Origin of the sequence: Tabrizicola flagellatus (genome assembly GCF_008271465.1) — a bacterium.
Taxonomy (GTDB): domain Bacteria; phylum Pseudomonadota; class Alphaproteobacteria; order Rhodobacterales; family Rhodobacteraceae; genus Tabrizicola; species Tabrizicola flagellata.
In genome coordinates this window covers 1-17,450 of sequence record NZ_VMDU01000027.1, presented here as the reverse complement: position 1 = coordinate 17,450, position 17,450 = coordinate 1, and the positions used below count along the sequence as shown (strand labels likewise).

The following is a 17,450-nucleotide window of genomic DNA, read 5'->3' as shown; positions in this document are numbered from 1 at the left end:
TCACAGGTTCAGAGGTTCATAATGTCCTTGCATACCGAGCGGCATCCACACAAGAAGGTCTCCGTCCGCCTCGTGGCGGAGGGCGGACGACGCGTGCGTGCGGAACTGGAGGGCATCGGGGATGCCGGGGCGCTCGGCTTTGGCCGCCTGTCCTCCGAGATGGAACTGGCCAATACGCGCCTCGCGAGCTTCGCGCGCCGCGCCGGGATCGCGCTGGCGGCCGTCACCGCAGCGGCTGCGGCGGCCGGGGTGGCGATGGTCCGCTCGGGGCTCGCCAACATCGACGCGCAGGCCAAGCTCGCGCAGTCGATGCGCACCACGGTCGAGAGCATCCAGACCCTGGCTCAAGCCGGGGAGCTGGCGGGCGTCTCGATGGGCGAGATCGAGCAGGCGACGAAGAAGCTGACCACGCGCCTGTCGGAGGCGGCCAGCGGTTCGGGCGCGGCGGTCGGCGCACTCCGGCGGTTGAACCTGACGGCGGCGGAACTGCAGGTCCTGCCGCTCGACCAGCGCATCGTGGCGATCCAGGACGCGCTGAACCGCTTCGTGCCCGAGGCCGAACGGGCCGCCGTGGCCTCCGACCTCTTCGGCGACCGGGCGGCGCTCGCCTTCCTGCGGATCGACAGCGCCACCCTGCGCGATGCCGCCCGCGATGTGCAGGACTTCGGGGTGGCGGTCAGCGCTGCGGATGCGGCGCAGATCGAGCGGACGGGCGATGCCATCGCACGGCTCAGCCTGATCTGGACCGGCCTCGTCAACCGCCTGACCGTGGCCGTCGCCCCGGCGCTGGAGACCATCGCCACCAGGCTCGCCAACATGGCGCGGGCGACGGGGCCCATCGGGCAGGCGATCACGGCGGTGTTCGACAACCTCGCACGGCTTGCGACCTATGCCGCGACCTTCGCCGCCGTGATGGCCGGGCGCTGGGTGGCGGGCATGGCCGCCGCAGCCCTGTCGGCACGCGGCCTCGCCACCGCGCTGGTATTCCTGCGCGGTGCCCTCATCCGCACTGGAATCGGAGCCCTGATCGTCGGCGCGGGCGAACTGGTCTACCAGTTCTCGCAGCTGGTCGCCCGTGTCGGCGGCGTGGGCGAGGCCTTCCGGCTGCTCGGCGATCTGGTCCGCGAGGTCTGGTCACGCATCGGCCTGTCGCTCGACGCGGCCCTCGCGCGGATGGCGGCCGGTTGGGAGGGGCTGAAGGCGGCTGGTCTCTCGGCCCTCGAAGGCACCATCGCAGGCGTGGTCAGCTTAGGCGACCGGACGTCGGCGATCTTCCAGGGGGCCTATGACGCGGCGGTCGCAATCTGGGGCAGTCTGCCCGGAGCCATCGGCGATTTCGCCTTTCAGGCCGCGAACGGGCTGATATCCGGCGTCGAGGCGATGCTGAATGGCGTCGTCACCCGCATCAACAACTTCATCGAGACGCTGAACGCCGCGCTGGCGTTGCTGCCCGAATGGGCCACCGGCGAAGGCGGTGTCCGGATCGGCATCCTCGACCCGGTGGAACTGGGCCGCATCGGCAATCCGTTCGAGGGCGCGGCAACGGCCGCTGCCGCCGCGGCTGCTTTCTCGGCCGCGCTGACGCGGACTTACCTCGAGCCGCCTGACCTCGGCCTCGGTGCCGTGGCCGAGGACGCCCGCGCCCGGGCCGACGGCTATCGCGAGGCGGCCGGGATGCTGGCCGATGCCGCCGGTCGGCCGCTCGCCAGCTGGCAGGCGCTGAAGGATGCGGTGACCGGCACGGGGACCGAGGCAGAGACCGCCCTGGCGGCCGCCGCTGCTGCGGCCGGGGCATTGGGCGAAGAGATGGACGTGACCGGCGGGGCGGCAGGTCGCGCCGGTGCGGCCGGGCGGCAGGCGGGGGCCGACACTGCCGCCGGAGCCGAGCAGGCGCTGACTGGTTGGCAAGCCGTCACCGCCGCCTTCTCCGACTATGCCGCCAAGGCGCGAGACATCGGCGGGGATATCGGCAGCGCGCTGGTGGGCGCGTTCCAGAGCGCGGAGAATGCCGTCAGTGATTTCGTCAAGACCGGCAAGCTCGACTTCCGCGATCTGGTCACGTCGATGATCGCCGACCTCGCGAAGCTCGCGGCCCGGCGCTTCATCCTCGGCCCGATTGCTAACGCCCTTTCTGGCGCGCTGGGCGGGGCGGGCGGGATTTTCGCGAACATCCTGCACACAGGCGGGGTGGTCGGGGCACCCGGTCCCGGTCGGATGGTCCCGGCGCTGGCGTTCGCCAATGCGCCGCGAATGCATTCCGGCGGCTGGGCCGGGATCAAACCCGACGAGGTGCCTGCGATCCTGCAACGGGGCGAACGCGTGCTCTCCCGCCGCGAGGCTGCGGGCTATGGTCAGACCAGCGCACCCGCCGTCAATGTCACGATCAACGCGCGGGATGCCGAGAGCTTCCGTCAGTCCCGAACGCAGGTCGCCAGCGACATCGCCCGCGCCGTGTCGCTGGGCCGGAGGGGCATGTGAGTGCGACCCCGCAAGTGGGCACCGGTTGCGGGGGCCAGAGCACGAACCATGGAGAAACTTGATGGCATTTCATGAAGTCCGCTTTCCGGACAACATCAGCCGGGGCGCGCGCGGCGGCCCGGAACGGCGTACGCAGATCGTCGAACTGGCGAGCGGGGCCGAAGAACGCAACGCCAGCTGGGCCAACTCGCGCCGCCGCTATGACGTCGCCTATGGCATCCGCCGCGCCGACGATCTGGCGGCGGTCGTGGCCTTCTTCGAGGCACGGAACGGGCGCCTCCACGGCTTCCGCTTCAAGGACTGGGCCGATTTCAAGTCCTGGTTGCCGTCCCAGACCCCCGGCCCGACCGATCAACCCATAGGAACAGGGACAGGCAGCACGACCCAGTTCCAGCTTGCCAAGCGCTACTCCTCCGGCGCGCAGTCATGGACGCGCGCCATAACAAAGCCGGTCGCTGGGACGGTGACCATCGCGCTGAATGGCACACCCCAGGCAACCGGCTGGTCGATCTCGACATCGACCGGTCTTGTCACCTTCGCCACAGCCCCCGCCGCAGGCGTCGCGATCACGGCGGGCTTCGAATTCGACGTGCCCGTCCGCTTCGACACCGACGCCCTCGATATCACCCTCGACCTCGAACGCCTCGGGTCGATCACCTCGATCCCGCTGCTGGAGATCCGCACATGAACGACGAGACCGGATTTCTGGCGGCGGTGCTGCGCGAGCTTGCGGCCTCGACGGCGGTGATCCTCGCCGCCTGGGGCGCGCTGGGCGGGGCGACCAATGCCCTGACCACGCGGATGCGGCTGCGCGACGCCCTGCGCCACATCCTGCTCGGCGGGCTGATCGCGGCCGGGATGGGCAGCTTCTCGATGGCCCTCGTCACCGCCTGGCTCGCCCTTCCGCCGCAGGCGATCCCTGCGGGCGGCGCGGCAGGCTCGGCCGCCTATCTCGTGGGCGTCTTCGGCCCCGCCTTCATCGAACTCGTCCTTGCCCGGCTGCGTGGCGCGAAGGGAGGGGCCGACGATGAATGACCTTCTCCGCCGCGCGCGCGCCCTTCGCTGCGAGCCGGGCGATCCTGGACAGACTTTCTCCCACCGCCTGCGCATCGGCCTTGCCATTGCCGCGCTGATCCTGATCCTCTCGCTCCTCAGGTAATCCCATGCACATGACCGACCGGGGGCTTCTGGCCCTCGTCCGGCACGAAGGCGTCGTGCCCGGACCCTATCTCGACGTGAAGAACGTCTGGACCTTCGGCATAGGCCACACGGCCGCCGCCGGTCCGCCCGATCCGGCGACCATGCCGCGCGGGATGCCCACCGATCTGGAGGCGGGGATCCGCGAGGCCTTCCGGGTCTTCCGGGCCGACCTCGCGCGCTATGAGGCCGCTGTACTGCGCGCCGTGAAGGTTCCGCTTGCGCCGCACGAGTTCGATGCGCTGGTCAGCTTCCACTACAACACTGGCGGCATCGCAAAGGCCGCGCTTACCCGACATCTCAATGCCGGAAATCGCGTTGCAGCCGCCGACGCGTTTCTGAACTGGCGGCGGCCGGCATCGATCATCCCCCGCCGGGAGGCGGAGCGCGACCTGTTCCGCCATGGCCGCTATCCCGGCGGGACGATCCCCGTCTGGGCCGTGGACCGCGGGGGCCGTGTCGACTTCTCGCGCCCCGTCCGCCGCCTGACCGAGGCCGAGGCGCTGGACCTGCTGCGACCGACGCCTGCGCTGCTGCCGACTATCCCGCAGCCTGCGCCCGACGCACCTGCCGGCTGGCTTGCGCGGCTGACCGACATCTTCACCATTCTGATCCGGAGGGCCTGATCCCATGCGCTACATTCGTCCGACCTCGCTCACCTGGTGGGCGGGGCTGCTCGCCTTCGCGACCGGCGCCGCCTCCCTCGCGCTGCCCGCCACCGGCACGCTGGCCGACCTCGCCCGCCTCGTGGCGACGCTGGCAGGCTCCGGCGACGCATCGCCTGCCGCGCTGATTGCCCTCGGCCTTGGCCTGATCGGCCTGCGCGACCGGATCGAACGCGGGTTCCGCGGCGATGATTGAGTTCCTCGCAGGCATGGTCGTGGGCGGAGCGATTGGCATCCTGATCGTCGCTCTATGTGCGGCAGCGGCGCGGGGAGACCGGCCATGAAGTTCCTCCCGCCCGCGCTGCAAGCCCACCTCGACGAGGGCACGACGACCCTCGCCTCGTGCTGGCGCATAACGCGCGCCGATGGTGTGACTTTCGGTTTCACCGACCACGACCGGACCCTCACCTTCGACGGGACGGATTTCGAGCCGGAAAGCGGGCTGACGGCGTCCGAAGTGCGATCCGGCTCTGACCTCTCGGTCGATGCGCAAGACGCGCAAGGCGTGCTGTCGTCGGACCGGATCACCGAGACCGACATCCTCGACGGCCGTTGGGACAATGCGGCGGTAGAGGTCTGGCGGGTGAACTGGGCGAGCCCGGCGCAGCGCGTGCTTTTGCGCCGAGGCGCCATCGGCCAGATCCGGCGCGGGCGGCTTGCCTTCGTGGCCGAGGTCCGTTCGCTGGCTCATGTCCTTGGCCAGACGGTCGGGCGGACGTTTCAGGCCAGTTGCGATGCCGCGCTGGGCGATGCGCGCTGCGGGGTGAACCTCGAGGCCCCGGCCTTCAAGGGCAGCGGCGCGGTGATCGATGTCTTGCGCGACCGCGCCTTCACCGCCTCCGGCCTCAGCACCTTCGCGGCAGGCTGGTTTGCCTTCGGTCTGGTGGAATGGTCGACCGGCGCGAATGCCGGGCGGCGGGTCGAGGTGCTATCGCATGACCTCGTCGATGGTGTCACGATCCTGACCCTGCTGGAAGCGCCGGTGCGCGCGATCATGACGACGGATGCTTTCGTGGTCCGGGCGGGCTGCGACAAGCGGATCGCGACCTGCAGCGCGAAGTTCGCCAATGTCGCGAACTTCCGCGGCTTTCCGCATATCCCGGGTCAGGACGCGGTGCTGCGCTACGCCACCAAGGATGGCGGCCATGAGGGGGCGGTGCTGTGACATCGCCAATCGCCACCGCCGATCCTGCCCGCGTGATCGCCGCCGCGCGGTCCTGGCTCGGCACGCCCTACCACGACCAGGCCAGCCTGCGCGGAGTCGGCTGCGACTGCCTCGGTCTGGCACGGGGTGTCTGGCGCGAAGTCGTCGGCCCGGAGCCGTTCCCGATCCCGCCCTACAGCCGGGACTGGGGCGAGACCGGCCCGCGCGAGGTGCTGGCTGACGGCGCGCGGGCGATGATGCCGGAAATCGCACCCGCAGATGCGCCACCCGGTGCGCTGATCCTGTTCCGGATGATGCCGCGCGCCATCGCCAAGCATGTCGGGATCCTCACCGGCCCCGACACCTTCCTCCACGCCTATGAGCGGCTGGGCGTGATCGAGGAACCGCTCACGACCGCCTGGCGACGCCGCATCGCCTTCGCCTTCCTGTTCCCTGCACGCTGAGATTTCCGCATGGCCACGCTTGTCCTCGGCGCTGTCGGCACTGCCATCGGCGGGGCCTTCGGTGGCGCGATCCTCGGCTTCTCTGGCGCTGCCATCGGCGGTTTCATCGGATCGACCATCGGCTCGGTGGTCGACAGCTGGATCGTGTCCTCGCTGGCCCCCGCGCAGAAGATCGAGGGCCAGCGGCTGGACAGCCTTCGCATCACCTCGGCCACCGAAGGGGCGGTGATCCCGCGGCTTTACGGCCGGATGCGCATCGGCGGCAACATCATCTGGGCCACCGATTTCCGCGAGGAGACCAGGACCACCACCCAAGGCGGCGGCAAGGGCGGTGGCGGCGGGAAGGTCCAGACCACCGAATACCTCTACTATGCCAGCTTTGCGGTCGCCCTGTGCGAAGGCCCGATCACCGGCATCGGCCGCATCTGGGCCGACGGCAAGCCGCTCGACATGACCGGCATCACCTGGCGCTGGTATCCCGGCAGCGAGACCCAGACCGCCGACCCGTTCATCGCGGCGAAGATGGGCGCCGCCAATACCCCGGCCTATCGCGGCACGGCCTATGTGGTCTTCGAGGAACTGCCGCTTTCCACCTACGGCAATCGCCTGCCGCAGCTGTCCTTCGAGGTGTTCCGGCCCCTGACCGACCCCGACACGGCCGAGGGGCTGGTCAGGGCCGTCACCATGATCCCCGCCTCGGGCGAGTTCACCTACGCGACGGAGACGATCCGCAAGACCGTGGGCGCATTCGGCGGCAGCACCTCGGCCGAGAACCTGAACGCGCTGCCAGATCAGCCCGACATCGTCGTGGCGCTGGACCGTCTGCAGGCCATGGCCCCGGCGGTCGGAAGCGTCAGCCTCGTCGTCGCCTGGTTCGGCAATGACCTGCGCGCGGGGAACTGCTCGATCAAGCCCGGCGTCGAAGTGGCGGCCAAGGTCACAAGCCCCAAGGTCTGGGTGGTCAACGGGGTTTCCCGCGCTGCAGCCCATCTCGTCAGCCGCGACGCCGAGGACCGGCCCGTCTACGGTGGCACGCCTGCGGATTTCGCGGTGGTGCAGGCCATCCGCGAGATGAAGGCGCGCGGGCTCCGGGTGACGTTCTACCCCTTCCTGCTGATGGACGTGCCGCCCGGGAACACGCTGCCGAACCCCTACAGCGCGAATGCCGCGACGCCGGGCCAGCCGAGTTTCCCGTGGCGGGGCCGGATCACCTGTTCCCCGGCGGCAGGCTTTGCGGGGACCGCGGACAAGACCGCCGCTGCGGCCACGCAGGTCTCCAGCTTCTTCGGCGCGGCCACCCCGGCGCAGTTCGCGGTGTCGGGCGACAACGTGAACTGGACAGGCCCCTCCGGCGACTGGGGCCTGCGACGGATGATCCTGCACTACGCCCATCTCTGTGCGGTGGCGGGCGGGGTCGATGCCTTCCTGATCGGGACCGAGATGCGCGGTCTGACGACGATCCGCTCCAGCGCCAGCGCCTATCCGGCCGTGACCGCTTTCAAGGCGCTGGCGGCCGACGTGAAGGCGATCCTGGGGCCGGGCACCAAAGTAGGCTACGCCTCCGACTGGTCGGAGTATTTCGGCCACCAGCCGGGCGATGGAACAGGGGACGTGTTCTTCCACCTCGACCCGCTCTGGTCGGACGCCAACATCGACTTCATCGGCATCGACAACTACATGCCGCTGTCGGACTGGCGGGATGGCTTCGACCATGCCGATGCTCTCGAGGGCTGGCCCGCCATCCATGATCGCGGCTACCTGCAGGCCAATATCGCGGGCGGCGAAGGTTTCGAGTGGTTCTATGCCTCGGCCCCCGACCGGTCGGCACAGATCCGCACGCCCATCACCGACGGTGCCGCAGGCAAACCGTGGGTCTTCCGCTACAAGGATCTGCGGGCCTGGTGGTCGAACCCGCATTTCAACCGACCGGGCGGCGTCGAGAGCGGCACGCCCACGTCGTGGGTGCCGCAATCGAAGCCCGTCTGGTTCACCGAACTGGGCTGTCCCGCCATCGACCGGGGCACGAACCAGCCGAACGTGTTCTTTGACCCGAAGTCGTCCGAGAGCTTCACGCCCTACTTCTCCCGTGGCTGGCGCGACGACGCCATCCAGCGTGCCTATCTCGAGGCCAGTTACCTCTGGTGGGGCGCCCCGGCCAATAATCCGGTTTCCGCGATCTTCGGTGGCCGGATGGTGCATGTCCCGGAATGCGCCGCCTGGACCTGGGACGCGCGGCCCTATCCGTTCTTTCCGGAACTTACCGGGGTCTGGACGGACGGGCCGAACTGGCGGCTGGGTCACTGGCTGACGGGCAGGCTCGGCGCGGTGTCGCTGGCCGCACTCGTGCGCCACCTCTGCCTGCGCGCGGGACTGGCGGAAGACCTCATCGACGTTTCCGGTCTCTGGGGCGCGGTCGAGGGTTATGTGATCGGCGCGTTGGAAAGCCCCCGCGCATCGATTTCCACCTTGGCACGGCATTTCGGCTTCGATGCCATCGAGACCGAAGGCGTGATCCGCTTCGTCATGCGCGGGCGGGCATCCAGCCTGACCCTCACGGTGGATGATCTAGTCTCCACCCGCGAGGGCGAGGCCTTCGAACTGACGCGCGGCCAGGAGACGGAACTGCCGCAGGCCCTGAAGTGGCAGGTCGCGCGGGCGGACGAAGACTATGACGCGGCCCTCGTCGAAGCCCGCCGCATCACCGTCGACGCGACGCGCATCGCCTCGGAAAGCTTCCCGATGGCGATCCCACCCGAGGAAGCCGAACGCCGGTGCCGCCGCGCGCTGATGGAGGCGTGGATCGGACGCGAGAGCGCGACCTTCCGCCTGCCGCCCTCGCGTCTGGCGCTGGACCCGGCAGACGTCATCCGGCTCGCGCATGACGGTCGCGAGGTCGAGTTCCGCCTCGTCTCGGTCGCCGATGCCGAGGCGCGCGGGATCGAGGCAGTCCGGCAGGACCGCGCCGCCTACGACCTGCCGCCCGGCGATCCGCGGCCCGCGTCGCTCGCCAGCCCCGTCGTCTTTGGCACGCCGGAGGTGGTGATGCTGGACCTTCCGCAGATTTCCGAGGACCAGCCCGCCCACCGCCCCCTGATCGCGGCCCATGCCAGCCCCTGGCCGGGCGAGATCGCCGTCTTCCGCAGCGCCTCGACCGATGGGTTCAACCTCCTGACCACCTTCGGCAGTCGGGCGCGGATCGGCACGCTGGCCTTCGATTTCTTTCCGGGGCCGACCTCGCGCTTCGATCTCGGCAACGCGCTGGTGGTCGATCTGCTGTCTGGGACGCTGGAAAGCGTGACGGACGTCGCCTTGTTCGGCGGGGCGAATGCACTGGCCATTGAGGCCGCCGCTGGCCAATGGGAGATCGTCCAGGCGGGCGCGGCCGAATTGATCGCCCCCGGCCGCTACCGCCTGACCCGTCTGCTTCGTGGCCAGCGCGGAACGGAACATGCCATGGGCAACCCGGCACCGGCCGGAGCGCGGGTCGTGGTGCTGGATGCAACTCTGGCCTCGCTGCCCATCGCCGAGGCCGACCTTGGTCTGCCATGGAACTGGCGCGTCGGCCCGGCTGCGCGTGCCGTCACTGGTGACAGCTATGCTGCGCTGGGCTTTACCCCGACTGGCCGGGGGCTTGTCTCCTTCGCCCCGGTCCATGTCGAACAGCCATGGCGCACGGCGCGCAGCCCGGGCGATCTGACCATCCGATGGACGCGGCGATCCCGCGCGCTGGTCGCCGATGCCTGGGAGCAGGTCGAGGTGCCGCTCGCTGAAGACGTTGAGTCCTATGACCTCCAGATCCTCGACGGCGCTGCGATCAAGCGGACGCTAACCAGCAGCACGCCCTCCGTCCTCTACACCGCCGCTCAGCAGACCGCCGATTGGGGCGCACCGCTCGGGCCCGGCCAGACACTGGCCATCCGCATCTATCAGCTTTCGAACCGCCTCGGCCGCGGCACGCCCGCGGCCGTGACCCTCCAGTTCTGACGGGATTTCCGATGTCCGACACCACGACGCACTTGGGCCTGCCATACCTCCTGGCCGCCCAGGCGCAGAAGCATGTCACCCACAACGAGGCGCTGCGCCTGCTCGACGCCATGGTGCAGCTTTCGGTCCTCGACCGCACGCGGACCACGCCGCTTGCGAGCCCGGCCGACGGCGACAGGCATCTGGTGGCCTCCGGCGCGACCGGGATCTGGGCCGGGTGGGATCTGAACATCGCCTTCTGGATCGACGGCGCATGGATCCGGCTGGTGCCGCGCGCTGGCTGGCTGGTCTGGGTCGCAGCCGAGAGCCTGTTTCTCGTCTGGACCGGCAGTGCCTGGGAGGTCGTGGGCGAGCCGCGCGACGTCTCGGATGCGGTCTTCAGCCTGGTGAACGATGCGGACCCGACGAAGAAGGCCACCTTCTCGCTGGCAGGGATCAGCGCGGGCACCACGCGCAGCTTTACGCTGCCCAACACCTCGTCGGAGCTGGCGATCCTTGCAGGCACGCAGACCTTCTCCGGGAACAAGACCTTCTCTGGGACGCTCACGGCGTCTGGAACCGTGACAGTGTCGGCCGCCAGCGCATCGATCGGCACGGCCACGACGACCGCGACCTACGGCGTGGGTACCGGCGCCACGACGACCGGCGTCACCAAGACGGTAAACATCGGGACAGGCGGCGCGTCCGGATCCACGACGGTCGTCAACATCGGTTCGGCCACGGCAGGGGCCGGGGGCACGACCGTCATCAACACACCGACGGTCACCTTCGCTAATGCCGTCACTCAGGTCGGCATGCCGCAGGCGAACCTGACCGCGCAGCTCTTGGGCCTCGGCGGGGCAACGGCCGACAGCTTCAACCGCCTATCGATCAACACGCCCGCTGTGCTCCTGAACAACGCAGGCGCAGGGATCGAAGCCACCGTGAACAAGGCGGCCCCGGCGAACGACGCCGCCTTTGCGTTCAAGACCGGCTTCTCTGCCCGCGCGCTGATCGGCCTCTTGGGCAATGACGATTTCAGCTTCAAGGTCAGCCCGGACGGCTCGGCCTTCTATGACGCGCTGCGCATCGACCGGACCAACGGCCAGGTGGAACTGCCGCAGCCGACGGTCCTGCCCGGCCTCAGCGCCGCGCCGACCCCGCCGCCCGCAGGGAAGGCCGCCGTCTATGCGCGCAGCCGTGCCGGGGCGCCATGGATCGACGTCATGCGTCCCTCGGGACGGGATTTCCCTTTGCAGCCGCATTTCGGGGTGAACCGGATCGCCACGTGGTCACCTTCGGTCACGACGACGATCACCACCGAAGGGATGCCGATCACCTCGGTCGGCACCGTGTCGCACCCGACGCTGGCCGCGACGAACCTGGCCGCCTCGATGCGGCGCTGGCGTCTGACCTCCGCGGCGGTCGTGGACTCGGTCGCCGACCAGCGTTCCGCAGGCTGGGCCTGCTGGCGCGGCAATGCGGCGGGCCTCGGCGGATGGACCTTCGTGACGCGGATTTCGCTGACAACGCTGCAAGCGACCGGGATGGCGTTCTTCGGCCTCTACGGATCGACGGCGGCGCTGGCCACCACCCTCACGCTGGCAGCAGCCATCAACTGTATCGGCATCGGCTTCCAGCGCGGCACCCACACCCGCTGGCAACTGGTCGCGAATGACGGCACCGGGGCGCCGACCCTGACCGACATGGGGGCGAGTTTCGCCATCGCGACGGGCGGCGTTCTGACCCTGTTCATCGCGGCACCACCGAACGGCAGTTCCGTCTGGGTGCGGGTGGTCGACGAGGTTTCTGGCGCGGTCTTCGAGCAGGAGATCACCGCAGACCTGCCCGCCGCGACGCAGTTCCTGTCGCCGCGGCTGTTCCTGAACACCGGCGCGACCGCCGCCGCCGTCGCCTACGACTGCGCCGGGGTCTACCTGGAAACCGACTTCTGATCGACCGCAACTCGCGGCAATGAAAGGACCATCATGAACGACCAGACCACCCTGACCAGCGAGGTCGCGCGGGCCTTTCGGGACCACGGGATCACCGCCGCGCTGACCGCCCTGATCGGCGGCACCATGGCCCTGATCGCGGCGATCACGCGCAAGGCATTCACGAACGAGGCCCTGCTGGATCGCCCGGACCGGGAACTGATCGCCGACCGGGACCGCATCGACCGCCAGCGCAGTGAGGACCGCAAGGCTGATGGCGACCGCCTCGACCGGATCGAGACGGACATCCGATCCATGCGGGACATGCTGTTCGACGCATTCCAGCGCAGCCGATCCGACTGACCCATCCGAACCTCGCCAACCGACACCCCACCCGCCCCAGAGGCGGGTTTTTCATTTGGAGGATGCCATGCCCACCCTGACCTACCGCCACTGGCGCGACGTGCCCGCCAACACCTGGCGCTGGCCGAACTTCTCGGCCGCCGAGATCGCCTGCCGCGGCACCGGCGCGATCAAGATCAACACCGAGGCGATGGACAAGCTGCAGGCCCTGCGCGATCGGCTGGGCAAGCCACTGATCGTGCGCTCGGCCTACCGCAGCCCGGAACACAATCGCGCTGTCGGCGGGGCGCCCGCGTCCAAGCACATGCAGGGCACAGCCTTTGACATCGCGATGGCGAACCACGATCCTTCGGCCTCCGAGGCAGCGGCGCGGGCGGTCGGGTTCCTGGGGTTCGGATACTATCCCCGCTCCGGCTTCATGCACATCGACCTCGGGCCTGCCCGATCCTGGGGCGATCCCTTTCCGGCGCGGGCCGTCCCCTTCGCGCCGGAACTGCCGCCCGCGCGCGAAGTCCTGTTGGAAAGCCGCACGCTCCGGGGCGGGGGTGCTGCAGGTGCCGCCACCGTCGGCGCCGCCGGTGTGGAGGTGCTTCAGGATGTCCTTGCCGAAACCCAGTCCACAATCCAGCCGCTGGTGCCGTACCTCGACACCCTGCGCTGGGTGCTGATCGTCATCGCGCTGATCGGCATCGCCGTCACGATCCACGCTCGGCTCGACGACTGGAAACGGGGCCAGCGGTGACCCTTTCGCTCTTCACCCATGGCCCGGCGCGCAAGGCGCTGGGCCTGATCCTGCCCGCCGCAGCGATCCTGCTGTTCCTGCTGAACCTCCGCCGCGCAGGCGAACGCGCCGGGCGCGCCGCCGAACGCCTTGATGCCAAAGAAAGAAACGATGCGATCCACCGCCAGATGCTCGACGCTGCCGCCCATCGCCCCCCTGATCGCGATGCTCTGGCTGACCGGCTGCGCGATGGCAGGTTCTGAGACCCGCGCGCCATGTCCGCCCGTGGTCGAGTACACCAGCGCTGAGCAGGCGCGCGCGGCAGACGAGGTTGAGGCGATGCCGGAAGACGCAGTGATTGTCCGGATGCTGAGCGACTACACTGTTCTACGCGATCAGGCGCGGGCCTGCCGTTGAAATCCGGACCTGGCGATGCCCCACCCTGACCGAGACCGACTGCCTGATAGCAGCTGAGCCTAACGTCACCTCGTCAGCATGGACGTCATCGACTGCATCTAATTCACCCTTTGGTTGATCGCCGGTGACTCCTCGGCGGAAAGCCGGTATCGTTCGATGTGAACTAGCTCAGAGATCATTGAGGAGCGACTTTTGCGAGTATGTCGGATAAGTATCAATCATTTCCGTGGCATCAAAGGCGCCGTTCTGCACTTGCCCAAGCATGCGGTGCTAATCGGCGACAACAATACTGGCAAAACGACCATTCTTGAGGCGCTGGACCTCGCTCTTGGTCCTGATCGACTGAATCGTACCCCGCCGATTGATGAGCACGATTTTCATCAGGGGCGGTATTTGGCCAAGTCGGATCCAGAAGCGGCTGCAATCGAAGATGGCGATGCAGCGGGGAAAGCCTTAGGCCCCGATGAACCTGCGGCAGCCGAAGAGTCGGACGCCGAGGCACCGCGTATCGAGATTGAGGTCACCATTGCCGATCTGAGCGAAGAGCAGCTGGCCCGCTTTGGTGACAACGTCGAGTTTTGGGACTCGAACGCGGACTCTTTCTATGAGGCGCCGAATCCAGAAGGTATCGACCCAGCCCATGTCGTCGAAGCGCTCCGCGTGACCTTCCACGGCTGGTACGACGTCGAGGAAGATGACTTTGAGGGGCGAACTTACTTCACGCGAAGCCTCCTGGACGGAGGCACACCAGTCCCTTTCACGAAGAAGGACAAGCAGGCCTGTGGCTTCCTTTACCTTCGATCCCTTCGCACTGGCACACGCGCGCTCAGCCTTGAGCGCGGCAGTCTCCTCGACATTATCCTCCGGCTTAAGGAAGTCCGGCCACAAATGTGGGAAGACACGCTCGCGACTCTGTCGGGTTTCTCCGTGGCCGCAGATCCGGCCCTTGGCATTACTGGCGTACTCGAAAGCATAAACGCCGCCCTGAAGAAGTACGTGCCGAAGGAATGGGGCATCGAGCCACACTTAAAGGTTTCAAACCTGACCCGCGATCACCTTCGCAAAGTCATCACGGCCTTCATTGCTACAGGCGAAGGCCAACATGCGGCCCCTTACTACCGGCAGGGAACGGGCACGATCAACATGCTCGTCCTCGCAATGCTGTCGCAGATTGCAGCCGACAAGCAGAACGTGATTTTCGCGATGGAAGAACCGGAAACGGCAATCCCGCCTTACGCGCAGAAGCGCATCGTACATGAAATCCGTCAGCTCGCCTCGCAGGCGCTTTTCACTTCGCATTCCCCTTACGTGCTTGAAGAGTTCGCCATCGAGGAAACAGTCGTACTGGGGCGCGGCTCCGACGGCGTGCTTGCTCGCAAGCCAATCAGCCTGCCTGACAACGTGAAGCTCAAGCGGTACCGGCAGGAGTTCCGGACAAGGTTCTGCGAAGGGCTTCTTGCCCGCCGCATTTTGATCGCGGAAGGCGCAACAGAGGCGTCGGCCTTTCCTGTTGTTTGCCGACTGCTTAGCGAACTTAAGCCAGACACCTACCGTTCCCTCGAAGCTATGGGCGTTTGCGTGGTTGATGCCGGTAGCGAGACAAACATACGCGGCATGGCGAAACTCTATCGTGAGCTCGGCAAGCGCACGTTCGCCTTGTGCGACAAGCAGGAAGCTGCGCACCAAGCCCTCATTGAGCAAGAAGTCGAGTGCCTGCTCATGCACGGCGAAAAGGGATTTGAGGCAATGGTCCTCAAAGGCACGACAGAAAATGCGCTCAAGCGCTTTGCCGCGACTATCGACTGGCCGCAGGACCTTACGCAAACCTTCCCCGATCCAGTCGCTCAGGCGAGCGATGCGCTAGCGGCATACTTCAAAAAGAACAAAGGGAACTGGGGCATTTCCGATTTCCTTGCACAGTGCTCCGAAGACGAAATTCCGGAATGGCTTAGGCAGGCCTGCACGCGACTTAAGGACATCTGCGATCCCCCGCCACCGCCCCCGCCGCCTGCAGAGGCGGCCGCACAACCCGAAGCTGGCCGACCGGGGGCGCCTGCGGATGGAGCTGACTGAAAAACAACAAGGCGTTCTTGCTGCAGGCGGCCATCTCCTCGTCACAGGGGGGCCGGGGTCAGGGAAGACAACGATCTCTATTCACAAAGCGGCCGGAATTGCCGCGAGGGATCTGCGACCAGGTCAGCAGGTCCTGTTTCTCAGTTTTGCTCGCGCCAGCGTTTCGCGTGTTGTCGAAGCCATCGAATACGAACAGCAGATCCCGCGCCAGTTGAAGAGCCGTATCGAGGTCGAAACCTATCATTCGCTGTTCTGGCGCCTCCTTAAGACCCACGGTTACCTTGTCGGTCTGCCCCGGCGGTTGACGATCCTCACGCCACCAAGCGAAGCAATTGCTCTGTCGGCTATTCGCCTTGGCTTCGGGGCTGACAGCGCCCTGTCCGATGCCGAAAGGGCAGCTAAACACGCGGCAGAAAATGTGGAACGGCGGCGCCTAGCCGAACAGGAAGGCCGCGTCTGCTTCGATCTGTTCGCGACGTATGTTGGCGACCTTTTCACCGGAAGCGAGCGCCTCCGCCGACTCTTTGCGACCATGTACCCAGTCGTCATTCTGGACGAGTTCCAGGACACAAATGCTGCCCAATGGCGCATCGTTGAGGCGATCGGCCAATTTTCACGGCTCATCGCGCTTGCAGATCCCGAACAGCGCATCTTCGATTTCATCGGAGCTGACCCGGAAAGACTCAACCACTTTCGGGAGAAGTTCGCACCCGTCGAGGTCGATTTCGGCACGACCAACCACCGCAGCGCCGGAACCGAAATCGGTTTGTTCGGGAATGATATCCTGAAAGGTACATTCCAGAAGAGCAGCTATGTCGGCATTGACTGCCAAGTATTCGAGCCATACCCGGACGCGGCAATGTCAAAGCTTGTTACAACGACATATGCAGCGCGCGGACGCTTGGTAGCAGGCGGCAAAGCAGACTGGTCCCTCGCAGTCCTTGTGCCGACACGAAAGATGACTCGTCTGGTGTCGGACAGCTTCAGATCCCCACCCGCGGGCATGGCCCCTATAGTGCATACTGCGGTCGTCGAGATCGACGCGGCCATCTTAGGTGCAGAGATCGTTGCGCATCTCCTCCAAACACCTAGAGATTCCAAGCATTTTGGCCATTTGATCGAGCTGCTGTGCAGCTATTACCGTGGAAAGGGCGGCGAAAAACCGACAAGCGGCGCATTGAAGCAAGCAGACGATCTCGCCAAGGCCCATGTGAAGTGGAATGCTGCGCTTGCATCCGGCAAGGCACCAAACGCCAAGAGCGTTATCAAGGCCGTGTCGACCGTATATGAAGCCGCACGTGCCGCGATCTTGACCGGTGACCCAGATAAGGATTGGCGAACCATTCGCGCGGTCCTCGAAGGTGGGCCTTGCCCGCGGTTACGCGAGGTCGGATCAGAAGTGCGCAACATCCGCATCCTCGAACGAGGCTCGCAGCTCAGGCAGAGCCTCACCCAAGATTGGCGTGACAATGGTGCATACCTGAACGCACTTGAAATCGTGCGCCAAGCGTTCGTACAGGACCATTTCGCAACAGGTATCAAACCAGAGACGGGGGTCGTGATCATGAACATGCACAAAGCGAAGGGGAAGCAATTCGACGAAGTCATTATCTTTGAAGGCTGGCCAGTGATCCGCAATCGAAAGATCATCGCTAACCCGCATCGCATTGTGCGGGACAACGATAGGAAGCAAATTGCTGACGATGTTCGCCAGAACTTCCGGGTGAGCGTGACGCGGGGTCGTCAAAGGACGACCATACTAACGCCGAAAGCTGATCCATGCGTGCTGCTGTTGGGGAGCTCTTGATCCGTTGCCTGCTGGTGCCCGCTCGTGCGTGCTGGTGCAGTTTTTCTGATGTGGTGTTGATGTGGCGTTGATGTAAACGGGCAAATGCAAAGAGCGCCCCGGAGGGCGCTGTGCAAGTATCTGATCTTACGTAATTTCTTGGTTGCGGGGACAGGATTTGAACCTGTGACCTTCAGGTTATGAGCCTGACGAGCTACCGGGCTGCTCCACCCCGCGACGCTTGG

15 protein-coding genes and 1 tRNA gene are annotated in these 17,450 nt (G+C 66.6%); 15 read left to right on the top strand and 1 reads right to left on the bottom strand.

Annotation, left to right across the window (positions count from 1 at the left end; genetic code table 11):
- The first annotated feature begins 21 nt into the window (after positions 1–21).
- The 15 genes from FL625_RS17680 (at position 22) to FL625_RS17610 (ending at position 17,226) form a co-directional block, all read left to right on the top strand.
- Complete coding sequence (locus tag FL625_RS17680) at positions 22–2,478, top strand: phage tail tape measure C-terminal domain-containing protein (RefSeq protein WP_149589992.1); 2,457 nt, start codon at positions 22–24, stop codon at positions 2,476–2,478.
- Positions 2,479–2,539: 61 nt separating this feature from the next.
- Positions 2,540–3,166: a DUF2460 domain-containing protein gene (locus tag FL625_RS17675; RefSeq protein WP_149589991.1), complete on the top strand. Its 627-nt coding sequence runs from the start codon at positions 2,540–2,542 to the stop codon at positions 3,164–3,166.
- On the top strand, positions 3,163–3,513 hold the full coding sequence (locus FL625_RS17670) for a hypothetical protein (RefSeq protein WP_135451285.1): 351 nt from the start codon (positions 3,163–3,165) through the stop codon (positions 3,511–3,513). The genes FL625_RS17675 and FL625_RS17670 overlap by 4 nt, the downstream gene beginning before the upstream one ends.
- Entirely contained in the window at positions 3,506–3,637 is a 132-nt protein-coding gene (locus FL625_RS18535; protein WP_268815796.1) for a hypothetical protein, read from the top strand. The genes FL625_RS17670 and FL625_RS18535 overlap by 8 nt, the downstream gene beginning before the upstream one ends.
- Positions 3,638–3,641: 4 nt before the next feature.
- Complete coding sequence (locus FL625_RS17665) at positions 3,642–4,301, top strand: lysozyme (RefSeq protein ID WP_149589990.1); 660 nt, start codon at positions 3,642–3,644, stop codon at positions 4,299–4,301.
- A 4-nt stretch (positions 4,302–4,305) separates the two neighbouring features.
- Entirely contained in the window at positions 4,306–4,536 is a 231-nt protein-coding gene (locus FL625_RS17660; protein WP_149589989.1) for a hypothetical protein, read from the top strand.
- Positions 4,537–4,620: 84 nt separating this feature from the next.
- Positions 4,621–5,505, top strand: coding sequence for a phage/gene transfer agent baseplate hub protein (locus FL625_RS17655; RefSeq protein ID WP_149589988.1), 885 nt, complete (start codon positions 4,621–4,623; stop codon positions 5,503–5,505).
- 8 nt (positions 5,506–5,513) lie between these two features.
- A complete protein-coding gene (locus tag FL625_RS17650; protein ID WP_149589993.1) occupies positions 5,514–5,948 on the top strand; it encodes an NlpC/P60 family protein in 435 nt (144 codons plus the stop codon).
- A gap of 9 nt (positions 5,949–5,957) precedes the next feature.
- A complete protein-coding gene (locus tag FL625_RS17645) occupies positions 5,958–9,932 on the top strand; it encodes a baseplate multidomain protein megatron (RefSeq protein WP_149589987.1) in 3,975 nt (1,324 codons plus the stop codon).
- Positions 9,933–9,943: 11 nt separating this feature from the next.
- Complete coding sequence (locus FL625_RS17640; RefSeq protein ID WP_149589986.1) at positions 9,944–11,866, top strand: DUF2793 domain-containing protein; 1,923 nt, start codon at positions 9,944–9,946, stop codon at positions 11,864–11,866.
- A 33-nt stretch (positions 11,867–11,899) separates the two neighbouring features.
- On the top strand, positions 11,900–12,208 hold the full coding sequence (locus FL625_RS17635) for a hypothetical protein (protein WP_149589985.1): 309 nt from the start codon (positions 11,900–11,902) through the stop codon (positions 12,206–12,208).
- 67 nt (positions 12,209–12,275) lie between these two features.
- A complete protein-coding gene (locus FL625_RS17630; RefSeq protein WP_149589984.1) occupies positions 12,276–12,950 on the top strand; it encodes a YcbK family protein in 675 nt (224 codons plus the stop codon).
- Positions 12,947–13,192, top strand: coding sequence for a hypothetical protein (locus FL625_RS17625; RefSeq protein ID WP_149589983.1), 246 nt, complete (start codon positions 12,947–12,949; stop codon positions 13,190–13,192). The genes FL625_RS17630 and FL625_RS17625 overlap by 4 nt, the downstream gene beginning before the upstream one ends.
- A 346-nt stretch (positions 13,193–13,538) precedes the next feature.
- Entirely contained in the window at positions 13,539–15,419 is a 1,881-nt protein-coding gene (locus FL625_RS17615) for an ATP-dependent nuclease (protein ID WP_149589981.1), read from the top strand.
- Positions 15,406–17,226: an ATP-dependent helicase gene (locus tag FL625_RS17610; RefSeq protein WP_149589980.1), complete on the top strand. Its 1,821-nt coding sequence runs from the start codon at positions 15,406–15,408 to the stop codon at positions 17,224–17,226. Before FL625_RS17615 ends, FL625_RS17610 begins: the two co-directional genes overlap by 14 nt.
- Positions 17,227–17,365: 139 nt before the next feature.
- Here FL625_RS17610 and FL625_RS17605 read toward each other — a convergent pair.
- Positions 17,366–17,442, bottom strand: a tRNA-Met gene (locus FL625_RS17605).
- Positions 17,443–17,450 lie beyond the last annotated feature (8 nt).

Coding starts and splice junctions, on each gene's coding strand:
- FL625_RS17675 (WP_149589991.1), top strand. CDS start 2,540: ATGGCATTTCATGAAGTCCGCTTTCCGGACAACATCAGCCGGGGCGCG.
- FL625_RS17665 (WP_149589990.1), top strand. CDS start 3,642: ATGCACATGACCGACCGGGGGCTTCTGGCCCTCGTCCGGCACGAAGGC.
- FL625_RS17670 (WP_135451285.1), top strand. CDS start 3,163: ATGAACGACGAGACCGGATTTCTGGCGGCGGTGCTGCGCGAGCTTGCG.
- FL625_RS17645 (WP_149589987.1), top strand. CDS start 5,958: ATGGCCACGCTTGTCCTCGGCGCTGTCGGCACTGCCATCGGCGGGGCC.
- FL625_RS17660 (WP_149589989.1), top strand. CDS start 4,306: ATGCGCTACATTCGTCCGACCTCGCTCACCTGGTGGGCGGGGCTGCTC.
- FL625_RS17630 (WP_149589984.1), top strand. CDS start 12,276: ATGCCCACCCTGACCTACCGCCACTGGCGCGACGTGCCCGCCAACACC.
- FL625_RS17680 (WP_149589992.1), top strand. CDS start 22: ATGTCCTTGCATACCGAGCGGCATCCACACAAGAAGGTCTCCGTCCGC.
- FL625_RS17635 (WP_149589985.1), top strand. CDS start 11,900: ATGAACGACCAGACCACCCTGACCAGCGAGGTCGCGCGGGCCTTTCGG.
- FL625_RS17610 (WP_149589980.1), top strand. CDS start 15,406: ATGGAGCTGACTGAAAAACAACAAGGCGTTCTTGCTGCAGGCGGCCAT.
- FL625_RS17640 (WP_149589986.1), top strand. CDS start 9,944: ATGTCCGACACCACGACGCACTTGGGCCTGCCATACCTCCTGGCCGCC.
- FL625_RS18535 (WP_268815796.1), top strand. CDS start 3,506: ATGAATGACCTTCTCCGCCGCGCGCGCGCCCTTCGCTGCGAGCCGGGC.
- FL625_RS17655 (WP_149589988.1), top strand. CDS start 4,621: ATGAAGTTCCTCCCGCCCGCGCTGCAAGCCCACCTCGACGAGGGCACG.